We start from the raw sequence: 24567 nt of genomic DNA on the forward strand, positions 1-24567 counted from the left end.
CCATTCCTACGCTAATACGCCTAGAATTGAACTCGCGCAAGGCCTCTGAAATGAGCATGTTCAAGTCGTTTGGGTATTGGTATCCAATAGGGCGGATCTGTGAGTCACGATCCGTCCTAGACTTATTTATTATGATAAGAGTCTAGTTATGTTTGATCTCGATCTGCTGTCTATTTTATTGCCCGCTTTTGTGGCGGGAGTCATAGTGTTATCAACTCATGTGGTATTGGGGCAACAAGTCTTAAAGCGTGGCATTATCTTTATCGATCTCGCGATCGCTCAAGTTGCAGCCTTAGGTGCGATTGTTGGGCACTTAAATCACGATATCGAAGCTCTGCCTTTTTCACATGTGTGGATGCCAGCCTTATTTGCGATTGCTGGAGCGGGCTTTATCGCTTGGCTATCTAAGCGCATGGCCGATGAACTAGAAGCAATTATTGGTTGCTTTTATGTATTGGCTGCGGTGGCGGCGATGCTATTACTGTCTAATGACCCCCACGGCGCTGAGATGCTAAAAGAGCTCATGTCTGGGCAAATCCTTTGGGTAAGCTGGAATCAGTTAGTTCTACCTGGCTGTATTTATATCGCGATTCTAGTAGCACTTAGCTATAAGCCTGAATTGCTCAGTGGCCGCGCTTTTTACCTTATCTTTGCCATTGTTATTACCCTGTCGGTAGAGCTTGTTGGCGTGTATCTCGTGTTCAGCAGTTTGATTCTACCTGCGCTGGCAGTGAATCATTTTTATGGCCGCTATAAACTTTTTTGGGCATATGTCGTAGGCTTGGTCGGTTATATTGCAGGCCTAGTGTTATCAGCGAGTTTAGACTTGCCCAGTGGCGCAGCGATTGTTGCCACGTTAGCGGTAAGCGCCATTGTCTTCAGATTACTGCTGAATCTACAGAAGCGGTCAGTTGCAGTTAATCAAGACAGTATGGAAACAAAATAACAAGCAGGTCAGACCTTAAGGCTCGAGTAACTAAGCTAAAATCTTCTAAAAATTTGAACATGGTTAAAGTTCGCTTAAGCTGTTTACGCTAAAGTAGCATTCCTTGAATTTCGTATAACGCATATTCAGGCTACACGTGTAAACTAATGTTCATTGACATAAGTTGTATTTATATTGAGTCGCACTTAGTTGGTGGCTATACTGGCGCCAATTAAATCGCGGGAGATTATAGTGCTGTTAATCCTTAGATGTTTGATCTTGTCTGTTATGCTTTTATTAGCCTTTGTTATCGGCGGCATAGCGTGTGTTGTACGTCCTCGTCATCGAGATAACGTACATATGTTCGCCAAAGTGTTTTCTTGGGCTGCACCAGTGCTTGGTATCAAAGTCATTGTGCGTAACTCGCTGCTGCAAGGTGATAAGCCGTGCATTTTCCTTGCAAACCACCAGAATAACTTCGATATGTTCACTCATACGGCTGTTGTTCCAAAAGGCACTGTGAGTTTAGGTAAGAAGAGTCTTGCTTGGATGCCTTTGTTTGGTCAAATCTATTGGCTATCAGGTAATATCCTGATTGACCGTAAGAACCGCAGTAAAGCATTCGATACCATGGCGGCAACGGCTCGCAAGATAAAAGACAAGTGTTTGTCTGTGTGGATCTTCCCGGAAGGTACTCGCTCTCGTGGTAAAGGTTTACTGCCATTTAAAGCTGGCGCTTTTTACACGGCGATTGCAGCGGGTGTGCCTATGGTGCCTGTATTGGCTTCAAACCAGTGTCATATCAAGTTGAACCGTTGGAACAATGGTGTGGTGATTATCGAAATGATGGATCCAATTGAAACGACTGGTTTTGATAAGACACAGGTTAAAGAGCTGTCTAAGCGCATTCATACTATGATGTCTGAAAAGTTATCTCAGTTGAACCAAGAAGCTTCTGCATTAATGACGAAAGCGGTATAATCGGTCGCGAAATTTTTGAGGAGTTATCGATGTCTATTGAACGCCAGTTAAAAGAACAGAAACAAGAAAACAGTGAGATCGTTGAAGCGATCCTTGCAGATGGTTCATTGGCTGATGCCGAGTACACCATTGAGCATCACTTCTCATCAACTAACTTCGATCGTTTAGAAAAAGCGGCTGTTGATGCATTTAAGCTAGGTTATGAAGTTAACGATGCTGAAGAGATGGAGCTAGACGATGGCTCTGTGATCTACTGTTTCGATGCTGTAGCCAGCCATGAGCTAAAGACCGAGCTGTTAGATGAAGCCTGCGAGAAGATGATTAACATCGCGGCTAAACAGAAAATCGACTATGACGGTTGGGGCACGTATTTCATCGATGAAAATGGCGAAGAAGTCAGAGATGATGATGAATATGACGACGAAGACGAAGAGCCACTGCACTAATTTTTGCGCTTAGCGTTAAAAATGCCCATCGAATGATGGGCATTTTTGTTTCTGGTTGCTGTCGATATTTGCGTTACTGATGGGTTACGCAGCAATTACGTCCCGCTTCTTTGGCTTGATAAAGCGCTTGATCCGCTAGGGATAACCAAGAGTCACTATCGCTGATCTGTGGCTTGATATCGCAAATGCCTAAACTTATGGTGATTTTTATCAGTTGCTCTTCGTAATAGATCTCAGATTGCTCGATTTTCTTGCGTAAACGCTCAGCAAAAAATAGCGCGTTAGCCGCTGGCGTATTTGGCAGAATGACGCCAAACTCTTCGCCGCCATAGCGGCCGGCACAATCGGTTTCACGCAGTGACTTGTTAATTATGTGAGACACATTTTGAATGACTCGATCACCGGCTTGATGGCCGTAGGTATCATTAATCGCTTTAAAGTGGTCGATATCGAGCATGACTAGGCTAGATTCACTAGCATAACGCGTATAGCGATCGAACTCTTTTTGCAAGCACTGTTCCCAATGACGGCGATTAAATAGCTGACTTAAACCATCAATTTGGCTTAGGTATTCTAAGCGTTCATTGACTGATTTTAACTGCAGCTTATTAATAGCAACATCAGTCACATCGTAAACAATCATACTGATATGAGTGATTTCACCGGTTAACGATGACAACGGCAGAAGCGTGACATTCTGGTACATGAAGTCAGCTCTACCTGTGATAGGGCGATAGTTTTTAAACTGAAAAATAAACGGTCTTTGTTCCCAGCTGATAAAGGCACGGTTTTGTAACAGGTAAACCGATTCCATTTTTTGCTTTAACCACTTGGCAGGCAGGTACTCAAACTGTTCAAATAGGTTTTTACCTTTGATCGAATTTGGACTCACGCCGCTGTGGTTTTCCATAAAACCATTCCAAAGCTGGATGTTGTAATCGCGATCGAGCACAACTAAGCCCACCTCTATGGTTTGCACCATATCGATTAACCAGTGGAGTTCGTTCATTGCACTCTTGTCTACAGCTTTTTGATCTGTTGCCATCCTAATATCCATTTTAATCTAGCAAGTAGCCGAGTTTGTAGTTAAGTGTCGGCAAAGAGTCTTCGGTAAACAGCAATAATAGATCGCATTGAATATCATGATCTTCAATACTGTAGTTAATTTCCATCGCAAGTGTGCGGCTCCATTTATCGGAGTTTTCACTGATCAAATGGTTAACGCTGCAATGCCTGCCAAGTACCACAGGGTGGCTTTGGCTAAACTTCATGTGTAGCTGTTCAGATATCCCGTTAAGGAAGGCACCAATTAACACGTTGGCAGTGTCTATCATCACCTCAAGTTCGGTTTCTTCATCTTCTGGATTTTCAAGCTTCATCAGCTTAGCCATATCTTGAAATGAAGAGTCATGGAAAAGTAATAAGGCTTCTCCAGCAACTCCAGCGCCAATAAAGCCTTGGCATAAGGCAGATACGGTACCGTATTCTTCGGTCGCCTTGAGTGTCATGGTCAGTTCGCTGACTTCAAGCACGTTGACATTGGGGATCGGTAATTTTACGAATACGTTGAGCAGTTTTGCGAGTAGATCGGCCGCCCGGCCCATGGCAACGTTGGCGACTTCTTGACAGGCGTCGCGCAGATCGACTTGGATCATCGGCGCTTCATTTTCTGTTGCACCGATCGCTAATTCTAAAATGCCATACTCTTGTAAAATATGGCTGATGGCATCGGCACTAACAGGCTTTTGAATAAAATCGAGAGCGCCTAAATTTTTGACTCGCTCATGAGCCTTAATTTGAATATCGCCTGATACCACGATGACTAATGCTGGCAGATCTTCTTTCTGAATGGCTTCTAGAACTTGGTAGCCGTCCATTATAGGCATATTTAAATCGAGAAAAACGACTTCGCCTTTTCCTTCACGAATCGCTTCTATACCCTCCAGGCCATTGGTGGCGTAGGTGATTTCGACATCCCAGTCTTTTGGGAGTGTGCGCGCCATCTGTTTTCTGGCAAGTGCAGAGTCATCGCAAATTAATATCGGCAGCGGCATTATTTTCTTTCTTTCCTATTTATCCATCAACAGCTTGGTTATGTGGCCATATAACGCGTAAGTCTATTTATCTGACGAGTATAAGTCGTTGGCAGTTTTTTTAGCCGGAAGATGCTCGCTGCAATACATAAATATATTGCAGTAGCGCGTTCTTGGCTTATGCCTTCGAAGTGAAATCGATTAGCGTCGCTTCCGTTACACCGTCCTTATGCGAAGGAGGGCGCTAGGGCCTGATTATTAATTATCAACTAATTAATAGAAAGACATATTTTGTGACAATAAAATGATGAGTGTCAGAATTTCCTTACATGTTATAGGTATTAACGGAATAATCCAAATGTGTTAACTTATTTGTCTGGACAGACCACTTGCCAAGGCTAGGCATAAATATGACTCAAGATTTAATTCGTGTAACTCAAGAAAATGGCATTGCTTACGTGAGCCTTAATCGCCCTGATAAGTATAATGCATTGAATTATAAGCTTTTCACTGAAATAGATCTTTGCATAAAAAAACTAGCAAAAGATAAATCGTTGACCGCGGTTATCCTGTTCGGTGAAGGAGGGAATTTTAGCTCAGGTTTAGATGTAAAAAGTGTGATGAGCTCGCCATTAGATGCCGTTAAACTATTATTTAAGTGGTTACCTGGTAATGCAAATCTGGCTCAACGAGTCTCAATTGGCTGGCGTCGCTTACCCGTCCCCGTTATCGCAGTGCTTGAGGGCGTATGTTATGGCGGCGGAATGCAGATTGTTTTAGGTGCCGACTTTAGAATCGCATCTGCCGATTGTAAAATGTCGATTATGGAAGCCAAGTGGGGCCTAGTTCCTGATATGGCGGGTTTAGCGGGGTTACGTGAGTTAATGCCAAAAGATCAGGCGCTTATGCTGACGATGACGGCGGATGTTTTAACCGCAGAGCAGGCCTTAGCGATTAACTTAGTGACAGCAGTAGAAGATGATCCTATGGCAGCTGCAGTGGCGCTTGCGACTCAGTTATCGCAGACGTCTCCCGATGCAAATGCTGCGATTAAACGCAGTATTAATAAGAATTGGTCTACCTCGATCCGCCAATTACTTAGGCGTGAGTCTTGGTATCAGGTGCGATTATTATTGGGTGAAAATCGGCTTGTTGCGGCATTGAGGCAGGGTAAGCGTCCAGAAAAATCCTATAAAAACCGGCAGTCAGGTTGGTAGTTTTCAGTAAAAACATGGAATGTGATCAGTTTCACGAATTGCTATGAAATTTATGTAGTAGGCAAGCGCTTCTTTTACACTCCTCGCCTATTTATTGCTTTTACTCATTCACTTAGTGTTTGGTCGAAGCTTAGCAAAATTATCTTCCTTTCAATCAATTGGAACTCTTTTACTCATGCGCGAACTTTTTGAACGTTTTCTATGGAGCAGCCGCCTATCGGTGATGTTTGGTGTGCTATCTTGCATCATTGCAGCTTTCGTTGTCTTTGCTATGGGGATCAGAGATGTTGTATACATGATTGAGCTTATGCTCAGTTATATGTTTAGCGGCAGCCACACGGTACGTAATGATCTGGTGATGGTGGTGGTTGAGATTTTAGACACCTTTCTATTAGGCGCCGTACTGCTTATTTTTGCTTTTGGCCTATATGAACTGTTTATTAGCAATCTTAAGCATGCGAGTAAGAGTGAGGCGGGCGGTAAGATCCTGATTATTAGCAGTATCGACTCACTCAAGAGTAAGCTAGGCAAGGTGATCTTAATGATGCTGATCATTAAGGTGTTCTCTTTCTTTACCGATATGAAGCCTACATCTATGTTAGATCTGCTTTATATGGGCATTACCGTGGTATTAATTGCCGCAGCGCTCAAGCTCAGCAAAGACTAGCCTAGATCCCGTCTAACTTCAGCCGTGATTATGTTAAAGCCTATCCATTTGGATAGGCTTTATTGATCCTGCTGGCAAAGCCCTCAATTAACTTAAGCGTATTATTCCACGAGACCTGCAGCGATAAATTAAGGGCGAGTAACTGCTGACTGTAGCGTGTTGGCGCATTGTTTGGCGCTAATACTCTGCGTTGTATCTGGGTTGAAAGTGATGCCGAACTGCCATCTTTTGATTGAATATCCAGTACCGGAATAGCCAGCGCCGCCAGTTTTTGTGGCAGGGCGTTGTTAACTGAGGTGATATCGCTGTAAGGGTTTATGACTACCAGAATATCAGGCATGGGTAGACGCTTAGCTTCTAATAACTCAATAACCAAATTGGCACTGTCACCGATAGCAATAAGCATGCGTTTTCCGGCAAATTCTTTACCTAAATTGTCTAGCTGCGCCATCGCGTTCAACATGAAGGCTTGTTGTTCCTGTTGAGTCTGAGCCAGTTGTTCGGCACTAAAATCAGGTGTTTCTTGGTTAGCGGGTAGTGAGTTTTGCTGATCACCCGCTTTATTGATCTCTTCAGCATGAGTGACGAAATAGGGAGCCTTACTGAGGCTCGGGGGAGTCAGGGCTAAGGTTGCCCAACCTGAGTGGTTTAGTTCGTGCCTGAGATTACTGACTAGCCCTGCAGCATCAGCTCGTTCAGAAAAAGCGGGCACAATAATACTCAAGCCGAGTTGTTTTTTACCTAACCAAGGGCGCAAAAGTGCAGGTACATCTTTGCCTTCCACCTGCAGTTGTTTGAGTTCACTATCAGGAAGGTAGCTGTAGTCAGCCTGTTCATGTGTGGGCGATGCGTGGGCAATGAATGAGCCAATTAGAAGCGAGGCAATACACACTCGCCTCACTAGGACAATGGGCTTAGGAAAACAGAGAATAAACGTCATCTTGGCAAACACCCTTTTCGCTCTATAACATCGAAGGCAATAAAATCACTGCGGCAGTATATACATAAATAGGCAGGATTATAAACGGGTAGCATTTTGCTAAAAAAAAGCCCCGAATCATCGGGGCAATTTTTGAACGCTATAATTTAGCTCAGTAAATTTCAGATTAAGCGTGGCTAACTAATACCAGTCTAACTGCATCAAGTTGCAACTTGCTGCTGTCTAAGTAACGGTTTAGCTCACTCATCTGCTCGCTAAGGTGGCTTAGCTCTTCATCACGAATGTTCGGGTTAACCGCTTTAAGCGCTTTTAAGCGTTCAAGCTCGCCCGATAACTGACTGGTCATTTTCTCACGCGCGCAATCGCTTAGCGTTTGTAGCTGGGCATTAGCAAAGACTTCAGCCTTAGCAAATAACGGATGCAAAATTGCTTGTGAGGCATTAACTAGCTTACTGGCAATATGACGGTTCACCGCACTTAGCTGCTTGTTAAAGCTTTCGTAAGTGACGTTGTCAGACAAGTTATTACCGTTTTTATCCAACAACACACGGATCGGGGTTGGTGGTAAGTAGCGGTACAACTGAGTGGACTTAGGTGCAGATGCATCGGCTAAATAGATAAGCTCTAAGAACACGGTACCTGCTGGTAATGCTTTGTTCTTTAGCACTGCAACGCTGGTGGTGCCTGTCTCAGATGATGTAATTAAATCTAGACCGGTTTGTACCAATGGATGTTCTTGAGTGATAAGGGCAATATCATCACGCGATAGCGCCATTTCACGGTCGAAAGTCACGGTAATACCATCTTCTGGCAAGCCAGGGTAAGTCGGGAACATCATGTGCTCGCTTGGGTGCAATACAATGGCGTTCTCGCCGCTGTCTTCTTGCTCCACACCGATAATGTCCCATAGACGAATTACCGAGCCAATAAGCTGGGTATCACCATCTTTTTCTGCCAAGGTCTGTACCAACTTGTTAGCCCGCTCACCGCCGTGAGAGTTAATCTCTAGCAGTTTGTCACGGCCTTGCTCCATAGCAAGTTTAAGCTCTTGGTAGCGTGCCTTAGTGTTATCAAGCAAGATCTCAAGACTCGCCTCATCATTATTGAGCAAGGTGTCTAGCAGTTCGCCTGAGAACTCGTTAAATAGAATGTGACCACTTGGGCAAGTGCATTCAAAAGCATTCAAACCTTGGTGATACCACTCGGTTAATCTTTCTTGCGCAGTGTTAGCCAAGTAAGGCAGGTGGATCTCAACATCGTTCTTCTGACCGATACGGTCGAGACGACCAATACGCTGCTCTAGTAGATCGGGGTTTAATGGTAGATCGAACAATACCAAGTTACTCGCGAACTGGAAGTTACGACCTTCAGAGCCAATTTCACTACAGATAAGCGCTTGTGCACCACCCGTTTCTTGCGCAAAGTAAGCACCGGCTTTATCGCGTTCGATAATTGACATGCCTTCATGGAATACGGTTGCTTGAATACCTTCGCGGGTACGCAAGGCTTCTTCTAAGCTCAAAGCCGTTTCTGCTTGGCTAGCAATAATCAGCACTTTTTTGCTGCGATTGTTCTTTAAGAAATCAATTAGCCAATCCACACGAGGATCGAACTTCCACCAGCTAGCGCTGCCACTGTCAAAGTCTTGGTAGATTTTTTCAGGGCTCAATACTTGGCGCACTTTAGCATTGGTGTCTAAATGCTTGTTCATCATCGAGCTAACGCGGTAAGCAGTAACGTATTGCTCCGGCATCTTTTGTGGATGAGAGTGCAAAATACGTTGTGGGAAGCCTTTTACTGACGCGCGGCTGTTACGGTAAAGCACGCGGCCGGTACCATGACGGTCGAGTAAATCTTGCAACAAGCCGTCACGCGCTTTAAAGCGGCTATCAACATCGGCGGCTTCATCTTGGATAAGCGCAATATTGTCACTAATATCTTTTTCACAAAGCAGCTGATTCAAGCTCGCAATCGCTTCATCAGACAATGATTCACCACTTGCAAGCGCATCTGCTGCGGTGGCGACATCTTTGTAGCTATCTTCTTCTTTTAAGAATGCTTCGTAGTCGTAGAAACGATCTGGATCTAGCAGGCGTAAGCGAGCAAAGTGGCTCTGATGACCTAACTGATCGGGTGTCGCAGTAAGCAATAGTACGCCAGGGACGACTTCACTTAATGCTTCAACGATTTGGTATGCACGGCTTGGTTTGTCTTCTGACCACTCTAAGTGATGCGCTTCATCGACAACCATAAGATCCCAGTCAGCATCTAAGGCTTGATCTAAACGGCGCTTTTTACGCAGCAGATCAAGTGAACAGATCACCAATTGCTCAGTGTAGAACGGGTTGTCGTTATCGGCGTAAGCCTCAACACAACGATCTTCATCAAATACAGAGAAGCGCAAGTTAAAGCGGCGCAGCATCTCTACTAACCACTGGTGACGTAGGGTATCAGGTACGATAACCAAAATTCGCTCAGCACGGCCAGTCAACAATTGCTGGTGGATAATCAAACCCGCTTCAATGGTTTTGCCTAAACCTACTTCATCGGCAAGCAATACACGCGGCGCAAAACGCTGGCCGACTTCATGTGCAATCCATTGTTGATGTGGGATCAATCCAACACGTGGCCCTTGTAGTCCCAGTAGATCAGATGATGCCAGCTTATTTCTAAGCAGCTGACATTGGTAACGCACATTAAACCGGTCTAGACGGTCGATTTGGCCGGCGAAGAGACGATCTTGTGGTTTATTAAAGCGGACATTGTGGTTCAGCAGCGTTTCACGCAGGCTAACTTGTTCACCCGTTTCGTTATGAGTGCCGTGGTAAATAATCAGTGAATCTTTTTCTTCGACTTCAGTGACGGTAAGGCTCCACTCTTCGTGACTCTCTACACTGTCGCCAGGGTTGTAGATAACACGTGTTAGTGGTGCTTCGGTACGGGAAAACAGTCTATTTTCGCCTGTGGCTGGGAAAAGAACGGTCACCATACGACCCTCAACTCCAACAACGGTACCTAAACCTAATTCTGATTCGGTGTCACTGATCCAACGTTGACCTAAGGAAAACGGCATTTAAAATTCTCATATACTGGGTGAATCACAAGGGGCGCGTATGTTATACCAATCGCGAGCATATTGAAAATTGAACCCGCTAATATTCGCCCTAATCTGAAGTAATAGTGTACTAAATAATCAGTTGTTCAGAAGTATTTTTTTGTGTCATCGCTCTGTCATATCCGCTCGATATCAATAGTGCTGTATTTAGTACTTTAAAAACTCATCTACAGAGCTAAAAATTTATATCCAGCATTGAAGCGGATAGTTATTGGTGGCAGTATGGAAATTGTTGTTAACAATTTTGTAACCAATAAGGAAGGAACTGCACTGATCTTGTCATCGACACTAATGCACAATTGGAGGCGCCATGGAACAAGACGACAGAAAGTTGTTTGTACTGGATACCAACGTATTACTGCATGAACCTTTAGCGATATATTCATTTAAGGAACATGACGTAGTCGTACCAATGACGGTTCTGGAAGAACTGGACTTAATTAAGGATAGAAAGCGCGACGTCAGTCGTGACGCACGAGTTGCGATTAGAGCATTAGAAGACATACTGGGTGGCAAAACAACGCCCGAGCAAATCGTTAAAGGGGTTCCCCTGCCAAGACGAGAAGATCACGCCGATGTCAGTGGCACCTTATCCATTTTTCCTGACCATCAAATCGAGTTCACCATTGGCAGCATGCCAGGTGATAACAACGATAATCGCATCATTAATACCGCGCTGCATCTACAAGAATTGCATCAACCTCGCAAAGTAGTGCTGGTGACGAAAGATATTAATATGCGTCTTAAGGCCAAAGGTGCCGGTATTCAACAAGTAGAAGATTACCGTACCGATCAGCTTATCGACGATATTCGTTTTTTAACTAAAGGCTTCCACCGCTTTGACGGTGACTTTTGGCAGCACACAGATGCGGTAACCACTGAAAGTAACGGCCGCCACACAGTCCATAGCGTGCCGATAGAAAAACTCGGTGATGATATTTTTTATGCTAACCAGTACCTGTTAGACGAGGGCGATGATTTCTGTGGCCGTATTGTTGAAAAGACCTCAACCGAGCTTAAATTTTTAGACATAGGTCAGGAAAGACTGATGAACCTAGAGGCTTGGGGGATTAGGCCTAAAAATGTTTACCAAGGTATGGCGATGCATGCATTGCTCGATCCTGACATTGATCTGGTGATTTTAACGGGTCCTGCGGGTTGTGGTAAAACCTTGCTGGCAATGGCGGCCGCACTTGAACTTGTGGTTGAACGTGGTAAATACGAGAAGATTATCGTGACCCGTAACACACCCGAAATTGCCGAGTCGATTGGTTTTTTACCGGGCACCGAAGAGGAGAAAATGACACCATGGCTGGCGGCAATTACCGATACGCTTGAGGTATTGCATAAAAACGATGTTAACCCTAGTGGCAGCATGAACTACATCATGGAAAAAGCCAATATTCAGTTTAAGTCGATTAACTTTATGCGTGGACGCTCGATTCAAAATTCAGTGGTACTGCTCGATGAGTGCCAAAACTTAACGGCTTCCCAGATAAAAACCATGATCACGCGAATGGGCGAAGGAACTAAACTCATTTGTAGTGGTAACCTTGCGCAAATTGATTCCAATTATTTAACCGCTGTGACGTCAGGCTTGACCTATATTGTGGAGCGTTTTAAAGACTTTGACGGTAGTGCAAACATCTATCTAAATGGGGTTGTACGCTCACGTTTAGCCGAATTTGCTGAAGAAAACCTCTAGCCAATCCTGTTTTAGTTAGCTAAACAATTAGGCCTCACATTTGCTGAGGCCTTTTTTAACTTCTAAGTTACACTTTTAAGCTATTATTGAAAGCTATCTTGCTGATATTATTAACTCCAAAGTCCTGTGTTTGGGATGGTGCGCATTTTGAATAATCTCGTGAGAGAATACCAAGGGTTGTAAATGAAACGGATTGAGCCGACTCTCCAATTAAAATCAACAATTCAGAAAAACTATAATAGAGCCGTTTTTTACACCTATATTGGCGTAATCATCATGGCCTTGGCGACGGCTTGGATGTCATTTGACCGAGAAAAAGCCCGGCTTATCGAGCAAACAGAAGAGCTGGTTGAGCGTCATGTATTACAGGTCGACTTGCTGCTTGAGTCGAGCATGAAAGCGGTTACGAGTTTGCGAAATGTCGCCGTCGATCATTTACGCCTTGGTGAGCTAGTGCGTAAAGACCGTTTACCGCAATATGAAAAATTTAATGAAAGCGGGCAATTTTTTACCTTGGAACCTAGCTATGCCAAAAGCGGTGAGCCGTTTACTAACATGGGGCGCATTACCGGTTCGGGCTCGTTAAATGGTCGCAGTGACAAGTTTTATCAAGAACTAGAAATGTTGTTTGAGCTGTCTTTATCCTTCCCCGTCGCCATCGATGCGGCGCCCAAAGCCTCATCTATCTATTACATCTCTAAACGCCGTATCATGTCTTATTTCCCGTGGCCGTCAGATGAGCAACGCTTTCGCGATGAACTGCTTAACAAGAAGCAGTTCCAGCTTGTTACGCCGTCAAACAACCCACAGCGCAGTGTGGCTTGGAGCCCCGCTTACGTTGAAGCCACAGGTAAAGGCTTGCTGACGACCTTAGGCGTGCCTATCTATCTTGAAGATGAGTTTATTGGCTCGATTAACTTAGACATGACGCTGGCCTCGCTCAGAAATCAGATCCGCTTGTATTTTAAAATGCCCGGCACGGTAATTTTACTGGATCAAAATAATAATATTTTGACTCACAGCGATATCGACACCTCAGATATTAATCGTGTTTATCATATTAGTCAGAAGATCCCATCTGAGCTGCACTCTATTCCCGAATCAGAGTTATTTGATGCCCATGAAGGCATTATTCGTAACGGTTATTATATTCACTCGGTGGCGCTACATAACGCGCCATGGCGTTTATTGTACCTACAAGATGTCGATGACCTGTTTAAAGATTCATGGGAAAAGCTAGAGATGACATTCGTGCTAGTTGTCTTGGCATTGTCTATTTTGGTCACCATAGTGCACTGGCAAACGCGTCGAGCGTTTGTTAACCCCGCGTCTCGATTATTGACCCACTTAGAGGAGTGTTCGGCCGAACCCATTAAGCCACCAGATAAGATCACCGTAGGCTGGGCGCCCTGGTTTCAGCTGGTGAGCCGGATTTTTGAAGAGAACAAACAGTATACCCGGCATTTAGCTGAGCAAAATCGGCGACTCGATAAACTGGTCGCCCAGCGTACCGAGCGACTCAAAGACACCACGGAGCGCCGTGAGCAAGAGTACGCATTACTCCGTTCGCTGCTAGATTCGATCCCTGAAGCGATTGTGTTTAAAGATAAAGAAGGACGTTATTTAGGTTGTAACAAATCGGCCGAACGTATGCTGGGCTTTAGCGAAAGTGAAATGATCGGCCAGTTCTCTGATGCGCTAACCCCTGATGAACAAGCTGTACGTATTCGTGCAGAAGATGAGCGAGTACTGACAGAGAGAACGCCGCTGCGTTATCAAGAAAAGGTTGAGTTAGCGGGCAAGACGGTGTTACTCGATACCTTAAAACTGCCGTTTTATAATCGCCGTGGTGAGCTGTTAGGTTTGATTGCGGTATGGCGTGATGTAACCCGTGAATATGAATCGGCAGAGCAGCTGCGTTTATCGGAAGAGCGTTATCATTTAGCCATGGATGCGGTAGAAGATGGACTCTGGGATTGGTATTTAGACTCAGAGCAGATTATTTGTAACCCAGCCTACTATTCAATGCTCGGTTACAAGGTCAATGAGTTCCCGGCCTTAGCATCAACCATTGATGAGCTGATCCATCCGGATGACCGTATTCGTGTGCAAGAGTATCGAGAGCAATATCTTGCCAATCCAGTTGGTGCCTTCGATATCGAATTTAGAATGCTAGGCAAGGGCGGCGAGTATCACTGGTTATTGTCTCGAGGCCGTGTGGTGGAGTTTACTCCTACCAATCAACCAAAGCGTATGGTGGGGACTCACAAGGATATTACCCGCCATAAGCGTAACGAAGTGGTGATGCTAGAAGCTAAGCAGGACGCTGAAATGGCCAACCTGTATAAGAGTGAATTCTTGGCCAATATGAGTCATGAAATTCGAACGCCAATGAACGCGATTATCGGTATGTTGCAGTTAGCACAGCGTACTTCGCTGACGGCACAGCAAAAAGATTACCTTGAAAAAGCAGGCTTCTCGGCCCATTCCTTATTACGGATTATTAACGATATCTTGGATTTCTCTAAGATTGAAGCCGGTAAGTTAGAGCTTGAGCGAGTCGCCTTCCCACTGGATAAGGTGCTCGATCACGCGCTCGATCTTAACGCGCTTAAAGCTCAAGAGAAGGGCGTCGAGCTACTCTTGTATGCTCCGGTCACCGCAGGATTAATTCTTGAGGGCGATCCGCTGCGTTTAGGTCAGATCTTGATCAACATGTTATCTAATGCGGTTAAGTTTACCCAGTCCGGTGAGATTGAGCTTGGCTGTGAAGATGTGGGTGAGCGCGATCATCGTATTACCCTTAAGTTCTGGGTGCGCGATACCGGTATTGGTATCAGTAAAGAGCAGCAAGCGACCCTATTTGATGCCTTTTCTCAGGCCGATGGCTCCACTACCCGTAAATATGGTGGCACAGGTCTTGGCCTGTCGATCAGTAAGCATCTGGTGTCGATGATGGGCGGCACCATGCAGGTCGAAAGTGAAATGGGCGTAGGCAGTACTTTTAGCTTTACTATTAGCTTTGAGATTGCCGAAGAGGCAGAGGTATTGCCGCTTATCGTGCCAGAGACCTTAGGTCACTTAAAGACCTTGGTTATCGATGATAACCCTACAGCATTACAGATATACTCCAGCGTGATGCGCGATTTCCACTTTAATGTTGATACGGCTGCCAGTGGTCCAGAAGGCTTATATAAGTTAGCTAAGACCCCTGTCGATCTGCTGTTGCTCGATTGGATGATGCCAGAGATGGACGGCATCGAAGTGATCAAAGAGATCGATGCCATGGTGGCCGATGGTCGATTGGAAAAACGTCCGATTATTATCATGATGACAGCTTACACGGCTGAGCCGTTGCAGAAAGATATTGAGCAGGCAAATGTCTATGCCTTGCTGCAAAAGCCATTTAAAGCCTCATCCTTGTTTGATGAGATTATCTCAGCCTTTGCCGATGAGCCTAGTTTGAATCCACTGCCTGAAAGTGTAGAAGAAGCGGCGGACGAAGACTCTGGCTATATATTGTTGGTTGAAGATAACTTCATAAACCAGCAAGTGGCAACCGAATTGCTTAAGAGTGCCGGTTACACGGTCGATGTGGCTGAAAACGGCCAAATAGCCTTGGATATGATAGATAAAGCTAATTACGATGCGGTATTGATGGATATTCAAATGCCGGTAATGGATGGCCTAACGGCAACCAAAGAGCTCCGTAAGCGTTATTCGACTGAGCAGCTACCTGTGATTGCAATGACGGCTCACGCCATGTCGGGTGACAGAGAGAAGAGCTTAGCAGCAGGCATGAATGCCCATATTACTAAACCGATAGTCTTGACTGAGTTGTTTGATACCTTAAGTCATTGGATCACTAAGTGCGGTAGGAAATCTTAACGAGTCGTTTTACCTTAGGTTAAATGATAGTTACTCAAATAGACCAAGATAGGCTTGCTAAAGTGCAAGCCTATTTATTAAGCTACTCAACAATATTAATAATAATAATAACTATTGTATTTAACCTAATACGATAGTGATCAAGGAGATCGAATGAGACCCTACAAGTTAGCGCTGGCAATTGCACTCGCTATTGTGCCTATGACCAGTGCTGTGGCTGCCACCACAAACACCGCTACGCTGATTAAAAAAAGTCAGGCAGCAACAGGTTTCATTAATCTGTTTTATGAACAAGACTCTGGCGATCTTTATCTTGAAGCCAATAAGCTCAACCAGCCTTTTTTGATGCTAACTAGTTTGCCTCACGGTGTTGGCTCAAACGATATCGGACTCGATCGCGGCCAGCTTGGGCGAACACGTATGGTGCAATTTGAGCGCCACGGCCCTTATCTTATTTTGAGACAGCTTAATACCGCTTACCGCGCGGGTACCGATAATGCTGCCGAGCAGCGCGCAGTCAAAGAAGCCTTTGCTGAGTCAGTGTTGTGGCGTGGAAAGTTGGTGACGGGCAAGCGCAACCTTGTGGCGATCAATGACTTAGTGGTTAACGATCTACACGGGATCAGTGATGTACTCGAGCAAACTAAGCAGGGCAGTTATAGCTTAGACAAGAGCAAGTCACTTATTTTGCCCGAAGGCGTTAAATCCTTTGAACGCAATAGCGACATTGATGTGCTGCTCACTTTCGATGCCGCCAAAGAGGGCAAGTATGTTGCTCAAGTGACGCCAGATGCTAAACACTTATCTGTACGTCTACGTTACTCATTTATCGCGCTACCAGAAGCGGGCTATCAGGCTCGCACCTACCATCCTTTAAGTGGTTACCTATCTGATGAGTATTTAGATTACGGTACACGTGTTGATGAAGATATTCGTCAGCGCGTTTTATTACGTCACCGCTTAGAAAAAGTCACTCCAGGTTCAGCGCCGAGTCAAGTCGTTAAGCCGATCACTTATTATCTCGATCCCGGTGTACCAGAGCCCATCAGAACCGCGCTACTTGAAGGCGCAAGCTGGTGGGAGGATGCATTTACCCACGCTGGCTTTATCAATGGCTTTAAGGTCGAGTTGTTACCAGAAGATGCCGATCCACAAGATGTGCGTTATAACGTGATCCAATGGGTACACCGCGCGACACGCGGTTGGTCTTATGGTTCGGCAGTGACCGATCCGCGTACCGGCGAAATTATTAAAGGTCATGTGACCTTAGGCAGTCAGCGCGTGCGTCAAGACCATCTTATTGCTCGCGGTTTAACGGCGGGCTGGGAAGATAGAGCCGCAGCCGATGATGCGTCAATGGCATTAGCACTGGCGCGTATCCGTCAGTTATCGGCCCATGAAGTTGGCCACACCTTAGGTTTAGATCATAACTTTGCCGCATCGAGTAATAACAATGCTTCGGTGATGGACTATCCGCATCCTATGGTGACAATCAATGGCGACATGATTGATATCAGCAAGCCTTATGATGAAGGTATTGGCGTATGGGATAAGTATACTGTGGCCTATGGCTACGGTGAATATTCAGCGCCTGAAGCTGAGGTTGAAGGTTTAGCCAAGATGCGTGAAGAGGTGGCTAAGCAAGGGTTGCGTTACATAGGGGAAGCTGATTCTCGCTCAGCGGGTGCCAGCAATGCGTACGCCAGCCTTTGGGACAACGGTAATGACCCGGTTACCGAGTTGACTCGACTGGGGGAAGTGCGAGCTAAAGCGATTGCAGACTTTTCAGCAGAGGCTTTACTGGCAGAGCAACCACAAGGTGAGCTTCAAGATGCCTTTGTGCCTATCTATTTATTGACTCGATTTCAGATTGCCGCAGCGGCCAAGATGATTGGTGGCACGACCTATAGTTATGGCGACAGCGTCGATGGTACAGCCTGGCACTATGTTGCCCCAGCAATTGGGCAACAAGCGCTGGAAGTCTTGTTAGCGACTCTGTCACCAGCAACGCTTGCGGTGCCTGAAAAACTACAAGAGATATTAGTGCCAAAAGCGGGTAACTATTACAAAACGCGTGAGAGCTTTGATTCAGCTTTAGGGGTGATTACCGACCCACTCGGTATGGCTGAAGTCTTAAGTCGCTTAACCTTGTCGCAGATCTTTGCGCCAGAGCGCATTAACCGTGTCAATCAAGCTTATTTAAGCGATAAAGAACAGTTATCTGTCACTAAGCTTACTGATAAGGTGTTAGCTGCGACGGTATTTAGCGATATCCCAACAGGACATGAGCTAGGCGTGTGGATGAGAGTCAATGCCGTCACGCTAGATAGCTTGTTAAATGCTTACCATGACGACAAAACCCGTCCAGAAGTCAAAGCTCAGCTAGCGGAGCGTTTACACTATTTAGTTAAACAGTTAAAACGTAAAGTGAAGCGTGTGAGTGCTTATGAAGCTGCGCACTTTGCTTGGTTGCAGCAAGGTGTTGAAAAAGGCCTAACCGATAGCAAACTTAAGCTAATTGTTAAGCCATTGGCGATCCCTCCGGGATCGCCAATTTAACCCGCGGCTAAGTTTTTTTAAAAGGCGCGAGTTATCGCGCCTTTTTTATGCATCAAATATGACTTAACCCAAGGTACAACTAAACCTAGAGATGTGAGTCTATAGTTACCAATCCACTTTTTTGATTAACGATGAAACGGTTAGCTCATTTGGTATTACTGATTTCTTTGCAGGGGCAATTTTGGCTTACGCCGTCAATGGTATGACTAGATCAAATGCATAATGTTAGTCGCAGCTGCAAGCATTAGAGCTTGTTTGCAACAAGCGATGCAAGCTTGTTTATTTTCTTTTGACTGCCAATCAAATGGCGACAAAGTGGCAGTAAACGACAGTTCGATACTTAAAACCGAAATCGCGCTGTGTGAAGCAAGTTGTCAAATGTTGGCCTCTGGTCATTGTACTATGCATGGTAATTGCGCTAATGGATTAGATTCATTTGTAATATTTTCGTTACAGCAGAACATGGTTTAAAAAAATAGACCAAGCTAGTTGGAGTGTAAAAGCCACTGAATTTCATATAGTTATGCATCCTTCAAACGCATAGGTATCAAGATGTATTTAGTCATTTATATATGAATTGTATCAAAATGCAAAACTTGCCTCTTTTTTGTTCTCAAAAATAGCCTGATCATGTAGGCTTATTGTTAATCAAATGTGGGCAAATAAGATTGGAGTTGTATATGAAAAAGTTAACCAGCGTAGCCTTAACACTAGCGATTGGCTGTATTTCTAGTTCTGCAATGGCAGAGCGCCCCGACTTTTCGAAGACATCAGCTGCACGTGCTGATTATGATTTTTCTAAAAATGTATCCGCAGCATCCCTGCAGTTTAACAAAGTTGAACGCACCTCAACTCGACACGATTTTTCAAAGACGTTAGCCGCAACCAGTGGTTATGACTTTGCTAAGAATCCACATGTTGAGCCAGTGAAACACACACATCCCTCTAGCCAGCACGATTTCTCTAAAACAGAGGCACTGCTCGATGCAAGTATGTAACGGTTAGATGTGAGTGAAGAGGGCTGCTGACGAGTAGCCCTTTTTTATGTCTGTGTATTGTCCTGTGCTGAGATAAGATAAGTAGACACTTTGGAGACTTATCTATGAACCTCTGCATCATCTAGTTTTTTACCTATCCGATAAGAGTCAATGATGCCAACACCCCATGCCAGAATAAAACCCGCTGTAGCGATATTGATATATAGCGCTTCACTCCCGACAGGAGCTTGAGTCACTGCGCTGTATATCGCATTAAGTTCTAGTGGGATCTCACCATGGAGTATTTGCTGGGAGATGATCTGCGCACGTTGATAGGCGTGCCAGAGTAAGAAACACAAGCTTGCCATGGTTGTGACCAATAGCACTTTACCCATTGCTTGTTTTTTAAGATAAAAATGGCCACTACCAGGGCAGACAAAAGCTGATAGTAGTGCTGCTTTAATCGATGTTTTCATTCGGGCTTCGCATATATAAAATAAGTGAGTTGATCATTCCAGATCGATACGGCGGATCGCTTGGGTTAGAAAGTCGGCTTTTTGCTGTAATTTAGCTTTGAGCGCATCATCTTTACGATAAGCGCTTAACTGGCTATTCACGCCTTGTAACTCTTGCACCAACCAGCCGCGGATCATCACATAATAACGGCTATCGGTGCCGTATTGGTTTATCAGTGCAAGTGATTCTGGCGAGGGGGACTTTATGGCGCTATCGAGTGATTTGACCATCACACCAATGGCGTATTCGTCGGATTGTGTCGGCTCAGTTGCCATGGCTGGAATAGCAAACAGCGTGGAGAATACAAATAGGCTGCTGGCAATTTGATTACGACAGGAGTGATTCATTTTATGCCCTCTTTAAACTCGTTATACAGTAACAGTCTATTGGGGGAATGGTCATAAATTTTTGTTTATTTAATATTGATGATATCAAAATGAAAAACCTGATTAAGCCAGTTGGCTTAATCAGGGGCGCCGGGAAGCAAATTTTCGGGGTTGATGATTCGAGTATTGACCTCCTTATTCTAAGTTCTTATCCAGACTTATTCAGCCTTGCTGGCGTGGATAAGGAATTCTGAACGCTAAGGTGTAGGTCACCGGCAAAACGATTAAGGTCAATACCGAGGCAAAACCCAAGCCAAAAATAATCGTGATAGCCATTGAACCAAAGAAAGCGTCTGATAGCAGTGGGATCATCCCCAACATTGTGGTGATCGCAGCCATCAATACTGGCCTGACGCGGCTCACCGCCGAGTCGACCACCGCTTGATAAGCTTGCTTACCTTGGGATAATTCAAGGTTAATTTGATCCACGAGTACGATGCCGTTTTTAATGATCATGCCGGTTAAGCTGAGTAAGCCTAGCAATGCCATAAAGCTAAAGGGCGCATCGAATATCAGTAAGCCTGATACCACACCGATCAGCGCTAACGGAACGGTAAACCAGATCACTAAAGGTTGTCTGACTGAATTAAATAGTAGCACCGTGATTAAGAACATCGCCAAGTAACCTAGCGGAATAGAGCTAAATACCGACGCCTCAGCCTCAAGAGTAGTCTCGTATTCACCACCCCATTCAAGCTCGTAACCTGCTGGGAGTGGAATTGCTTCGATGTCGGCCTTCACCTTTTTAAATACCGAGTCGGCGGTTTCACCCATGCCGTTAATCGGATCGGCGAGCACTGAGATCACTCGTTTACGATCGCGGCGCATGATCAAAGGATCTTCCCACTCGGTAGCAAAGTCAGACACCACTTGCGTCACGGGGACAAAGGTATTGTTGTCGCTGCTCCATACCTGTAGTTTCCAGATGCTCATGGCGTCGAGCCGCTCCTCGGCTGGTGCTCGGGCAATGATCGGCAATAGATGACTATTCTCACGGTAAGTACCGATCTGCTGACCGCTAAAGTTGGTTAGCAGAGCACTGTCGAGATCTTGTTTGCTGATCCCCGTCTCTCTCGCCTGTGCCTGTGCAAGTAGGGGGCGCACTAAGGTGACTTGGTTACGCCAATTGTGTCTTACGCCAACAGCCGTGGGCTCAGCTTTTAAGATGGTTTCAGCCTGCGCTGCTAGCTGACGTAACACCTGTGGATCTTCACCAAAAAAGCGCGCTTCAATCTTAGCGGCGGGGCTCGGGCCGTTTTCCATATATTTAAAGCGGTACTGCGCTTCATGAAATTTAAGGCTTAGATTGCGTTCAAGCACACGCATGTATTGGTTTAAGGTTGACTAAGCCGATATCTTTGGCTTGCTGCTGCGCCATTAAATCGATGACATAGAGTTTAAGCCAATGCACATGTTGCTGAGTGACATTGGCTTGTTTTGCGCACTTCTAAGGTTTTGCCGCAATTGATGACTTACGCTATCAGCTATCAGCTATTAGTTATCGATAGCGCCTTGCTCAATCCAATCTTTAATCACGCTAATCTGCTCGCTCGTTAACGGCACACTTTCACCTTGGCTTGAGTGTTCAGCATGATGGGGCGGCATCTGAATAGAGGGATCGAGTTGATGATCGATGGCCAGATAGAGGGTGCTCGATGTGGGGTTTTTAGCCACAATTACAGGGCCGTTTTTTGTCCCCTGCATCAGGCTCGTATAGCTGTCTAAGACGAGCCCACTGCGCGCCGTCCCCTCTCCAGAATCTGAATGGCACTCGATACAGGAGGCTTGAAATATCGGTAGCACTTGATGTTTAAAGCTGACATTAGGGGTCAGGCCTAAAAAGAACACCAAAAATATTAATGCCGTCAGTAAGGCGATTTTTAGGGCGGTCATAATGACCTCCTTAGTACAGATATAATCTGCACAGCTTAAGTTTGTCGTTTACTTAAGTGTAGTTGCTGCTTAGTGATAGGTCGTTTATTGATGTTCAATGAGGGGGAGTTTTTGTCAAATTCTCACTAATTATCACTAAAGCTTGATGTAGAATAAGATACGCTTCTCGTTCCCGCTTGAAGCTCATTACCTCAGTTGTGAGTTAATGTTTTTCAGTCTGGTGTCACAATCAGCCCAAGTGGTGCAAGCAGTTGCTCCTGTTGCCACTGGTTAATCATCACCCCCTCTAGGCTCACTACACGTGGGTCGAGTCCATCAAGTTCAATACGGGTGATATTAGCGCCTCTAAGCTCAAAGCTGCCCCATTGCTCGGGAGAGAACTCGCCGCCACTTAAATCGCTGCCTTTCATCGATGCTCCAGTTAGGTTAGCGCCGCGCCAGCGATTATCAAACAGCTCACATTCTTCAAGCAACATGCCGCTTAAATCGGCATAGGCTAAGTTACAAGCAGTGATATAGGCCGAGCAGAAATAGCTTTTAGAGCTAATATAATTGGCAAAGCTGGCGCGGCTAAAGTCACTACCTTGCAGGTTACACTCGCGCATCTCAAGGCCATAACAGCGGGCGCCTTTAAACAGTGCCATGCTCAGATTACAGTGCTTAAAGCTGGCACTGGTCAGAGTGGCGTAGCTAAAGTCGCAGCCATTATCATCACCGGGCACAATAAACTTACAGTGGATAAACTGGGCGTCAGTTAAGTCGGCATGATTAAAGCGGCAATGATAAAAACTGCAGCGCTCAAAATGGGCATCTTGCAGGTCTTGGTCAGTAAAGTCTTCATCGTTAAAGATTTGGTCTACGGCGTGCATGAGCTGTTCCTTAGCGATAGCGTTAGTCTTGAGGTTAGCGATAGCCTTTGCAATTGGCATTTAGCAATAGCGTTAAGCTTGGCTAACAGTGATATCGGTTTTCTCTGGCTCAGATATCCGTGTCGCCAACACATAACAGGCGATGCCCATGATGGCGTTAGTGATAGGCAGTGCCAAGAGTAGGCCTTTAACGCCGCCCAAATATGAGCCCAGCGCCGCTAACGGCAGCATGATTAAAAACAGACGGCACACGTTTAAGATAAGTGAACTCATTGGCCTGTGGTAAGCGTTAAGCGAGGTCGCTACTAAAATCACAATGCCCAATGGGCCATAGGCCGCAGGCATCACCAAGATATAAAAGGTGAGCCACTCAATGACCTGCGGGTCGCTACTAAATATCTCAGCTAGCGGCTTGGCTAAAAACAGCAGCGGCAGATACAGCAAGGTTTGAAATACCAATACGAATTTAAGCGACAACATCAGTGCGCCGCGGGCACGCATGGTTTGCCCTGCGCCCAAGTTTTGCGCCACAAACGGTACTAGGCTCGATGACAACGCCATTACTGCAATCAGCATTACCGACTCTAAGCGAGTTCCGGCACCAAAGGCCGCCACCGCGCTGTGGTCGATACGCGCCAGCATGGCCATAATAATGGCATTGGCTAACGGGTTCAGTAAGTTCATCATCGCCGCGGGTTGAGCGATATGCGCTAGCTGTTTCCAGTTGCATTTCAGGCGAGTAATGTTGAGTTCAACAAAGCCAACTAAGTGGCGCTTAAAAATCAGTAGATGAGTCGACAGTGACAGCGCCACCACCCAAGAGATCACCGTCGCAATCGCCGCACCCTCAATCTCTAAGCGCGGGAATGGCCCAATACCAAAAATCAGTAATGGGTCGAGAATAAGGTTGATTAATGCCGCCAGCATCATGATTTTTGCTGGCGATTTGGTATCGCCGGTGGCGCGCAAACCTTGATTACCCACCATTAGCAGTACCAGTAGTGGCGCACCTAGATACCAGATAAACATATAGTCGTGAATAAGCGGCAAGCTAGAATCGTTAGCGCCAAGTAGACTAAATAACGGGTCGATACACAGGCTACCGAGTAGGGCGATAAAGGCAATCAACAAGAAGGTCAGCATTAATGCATCGTGTAAAAACACCTTAGCTTTATCTGCATGTCCGCTGCCAATTAAGCGGCCAAGATTGGTCGATACCCCAGCACCAATACCGATAGCAATGCTCGAAATAATCAAGGTGACTGGAAAGGTAAAACTGATTGCCGCTAAGGACTCAGTGCCTAACTGACTGATAAAAAAAGTGTCAACGAGGCTGAACCCGAGAATGGTTAGGATACCAATCAGGTTTGGAAGGCTCATATTTAGCAGTACACGACCAATTGGCTGAGTTAGCAGCCCGTGTCTGTCTCGCATAGGGAAGTCTTGCCTC

General features: G+C 45.4%; 18 protein-coding genes and 1 pseudogene. 9 read left to right on the top strand and 10 right to left on the bottom strand.

Annotated elements, in window-relative coordinates:
- Window positions 1-148 precede the first annotated feature (148 nt).
- From ACVBIL_RS04100 to rraB, 3 genes are all read left to right on the top strand, one after another.
- Window positions 149-946, top strand: a complete 798-nt coding sequence (locus ACVBIL_RS04100; protein WP_447165720.1) for a metal ABC transporter permease — start codon at window positions 149-151, stop codon at window positions 944-946.
- Window positions 947-1177: 231 nt separating this feature from the next.
- Window positions 1178-1906: a 1-acylglycerol-3-phosphate O-acyltransferase gene (locus tag ACVBIL_RS04105; RefSeq protein WP_447165721.1), complete on the top strand. Its 729-nt coding sequence runs from the start codon at window positions 1178-1180 to the stop codon at window positions 1904-1906.
- A 29-nt stretch (window positions 1907-1935) separates the two neighbouring features.
- Window positions 1936-2352 carry a ribonuclease E inhibitor RraB gene (rraB, locus tag ACVBIL_RS04110; RefSeq protein WP_447165722.1) on the top strand — a complete coding sequence of 139 codons (417 nt, stop codon included), beginning with the start codon at window positions 1936-1938 and terminating at the stop codon, window positions 2350-2352.
- A 73-nt stretch (window positions 2353-2425) separates the two neighbouring features.
- Here rraB and ACVBIL_RS04115 read toward each other — a convergent pair whose 3' ends face one another.
- Both ACVBIL_RS04115 and ACVBIL_RS04120 read right to left on the bottom strand, forming a co-directional pair.
- Window positions 2426-3397, bottom strand: coding sequence for a diguanylate cyclase (locus ACVBIL_RS04115; RefSeq protein ID WP_447165723.1), 972 nt, complete (start codon window positions 3395-3397; stop codon window positions 2426-2428).
- 13 nt (window positions 3398-3410) lie between these two features.
- Window positions 3411-4406 (bottom strand): response regulator, encoded by a 996-nt coding sequence (locus tag ACVBIL_RS04120; protein WP_447165724.1) that lies wholly within the window; start codon window positions 4404-4406, stop codon window positions 3411-3413.
- 389 nt (window positions 4407-4795) lie between these two features.
- Between ACVBIL_RS04120 and ACVBIL_RS04125 the strand changes: the two genes are divergently transcribed.
- Together ACVBIL_RS04125 and ACVBIL_RS04130 are read left to right on the top strand one after the other, a co-directional pair.
- Complete coding sequence (locus tag ACVBIL_RS04125; RefSeq protein WP_447165725.1) at window positions 4796-5602, top strand: crotonase/enoyl-CoA hydratase family protein; 807 nt, start codon at window positions 4796-4798, stop codon at window positions 5600-5602.
- Window positions 5603-5777: 175 nt separating this feature from the next.
- Window positions 5778-6269 carry a YqhA family protein gene (locus ACVBIL_RS04130; protein ID WP_447165726.1) on the top strand — a complete coding sequence of 164 codons (492 nt, stop codon included), beginning with the start codon at window positions 5778-5780 and terminating at the stop codon, window positions 6267-6269.
- Between the two features lie 40 nt (window positions 6270-6309).
- Here ACVBIL_RS04130 and ACVBIL_RS04135 read toward each other — a convergent pair whose 3' ends face one another.
- Window positions 6310-7209, bottom strand: a complete 900-nt coding sequence (locus ACVBIL_RS04135) for a DUF3530 family protein (RefSeq protein ID WP_447165727.1) — start codon at window positions 7207-7209, stop codon at window positions 6310-6312.
- A gap of 166 nt (window positions 7210-7375) precedes the next feature.
- Window positions 7376-10282: an RNA polymerase-associated protein RapA gene (gene rapA, locus ACVBIL_RS04140; RefSeq protein WP_447165728.1), complete on the bottom strand. Its 2907-nt coding sequence runs from the start codon at window positions 10280-10282 to the stop codon at window positions 7376-7378.
- Window positions 10283-10634: 352 nt separating this feature from the next.
- Between rapA and ACVBIL_RS04145 the strand changes: the two genes are divergently transcribed.
- From ACVBIL_RS04145 to ACVBIL_RS04160, 4 genes are all read left to right on the top strand, one after another.
- Window positions 10635-12029, top strand: a complete 1395-nt coding sequence (locus tag ACVBIL_RS04145) for a PhoH family protein (RefSeq protein WP_447165729.1) — start codon at window positions 10635-10637, stop codon at window positions 12027-12029.
- A gap of 183 nt (window positions 12030-12212) precedes the next feature.
- Window positions 12213-15917 (top strand): response regulator, encoded by a 3705-nt coding sequence (locus tag ACVBIL_RS04150; RefSeq protein WP_447165730.1) that lies wholly within the window; start codon window positions 12213-12215, stop codon window positions 15915-15917.
- Window positions 15918-16070: 153 nt separating this feature from the next.
- Window positions 16071-18476: a zinc-dependent metalloprotease gene (locus ACVBIL_RS04155; RefSeq protein WP_447165731.1), complete on the top strand. Its 2406-nt coding sequence runs from the start codon at window positions 16071-16073 to the stop codon at window positions 18474-18476.
- Window positions 18477-19156: 680 nt separating this feature from the next.
- Window positions 19157-19474: a hypothetical protein gene (locus ACVBIL_RS04160; RefSeq protein WP_447165732.1), complete on the top strand. Its 318-nt coding sequence runs from the start codon at window positions 19157-19159 to the stop codon at window positions 19472-19474.
- Window positions 19475-19572: 98 nt separating this feature from the next.
- Here the strand turns inward: ACVBIL_RS04160 and ACVBIL_RS04165 are convergent, their stop codons facing one another.
- The 6 genes and pseudogenes from ACVBIL_RS04165 to ACVBIL_RS04190 all read right to left on the bottom strand — a co-directional run bounded on the left by ACVBIL_RS04165 (window position 19573) and on the right by ACVBIL_RS04190 (window position 24551).
- A complete protein-coding gene (locus ACVBIL_RS04165; protein ID WP_447165733.1) occupies window positions 19573-19929 on the bottom strand; it encodes a DUF6677 family protein in 357 nt (118 codons plus the stop codon).
- A gap of 33 nt (window positions 19930-19962) precedes the next feature.
- Window positions 19963-20316 carry a hypothetical protein gene (locus tag ACVBIL_RS04170; RefSeq protein ID WP_447165734.1) on the bottom strand — a complete coding sequence of 118 codons (354 nt, stop codon included), beginning with the start codon at window positions 20314-20316 and terminating at the stop codon, window positions 19963-19965.
- Window positions 20317-20517: 201 nt separating this feature from the next.
- Window positions 20518-21696, bottom strand: a pseudogene (locus ACVBIL_RS04175) (efflux RND transporter permease subunit); the annotation flags it as partial.
- 153 nt (window positions 21697-21849) lie between these two features.
- Window positions 21850-22248 (bottom strand): c-type cytochrome domain-containing protein, encoded by a 399-nt coding sequence (locus tag ACVBIL_RS04180; RefSeq protein ID WP_447165735.1) that lies wholly within the window; start codon window positions 22246-22248, stop codon window positions 21850-21852.
- Between the two features lie 212 nt (window positions 22249-22460).
- On the bottom strand, window positions 22461-23117 hold the full coding sequence (locus tag ACVBIL_RS04185; protein ID WP_447165861.1) for a Qnr family pentapeptide repeat protein: 657 nt from the start codon (window positions 23115-23117) through the stop codon (window positions 22461-22463).
- 72 nt (window positions 23118-23189) lie between these two features.
- Window positions 23190-24551 (bottom strand): MATE family efflux transporter, encoded by a 1362-nt coding sequence (locus ACVBIL_RS04190; protein WP_447165736.1) that lies wholly within the window; start codon window positions 24549-24551, stop codon window positions 23190-23192.
- Between the last annotated feature and the right edge of the window lie 16 nt (window positions 24552-24567).

It is taken from the genome of Shewanella sp. 125m-7 (genome assembly GCF_052977045.1).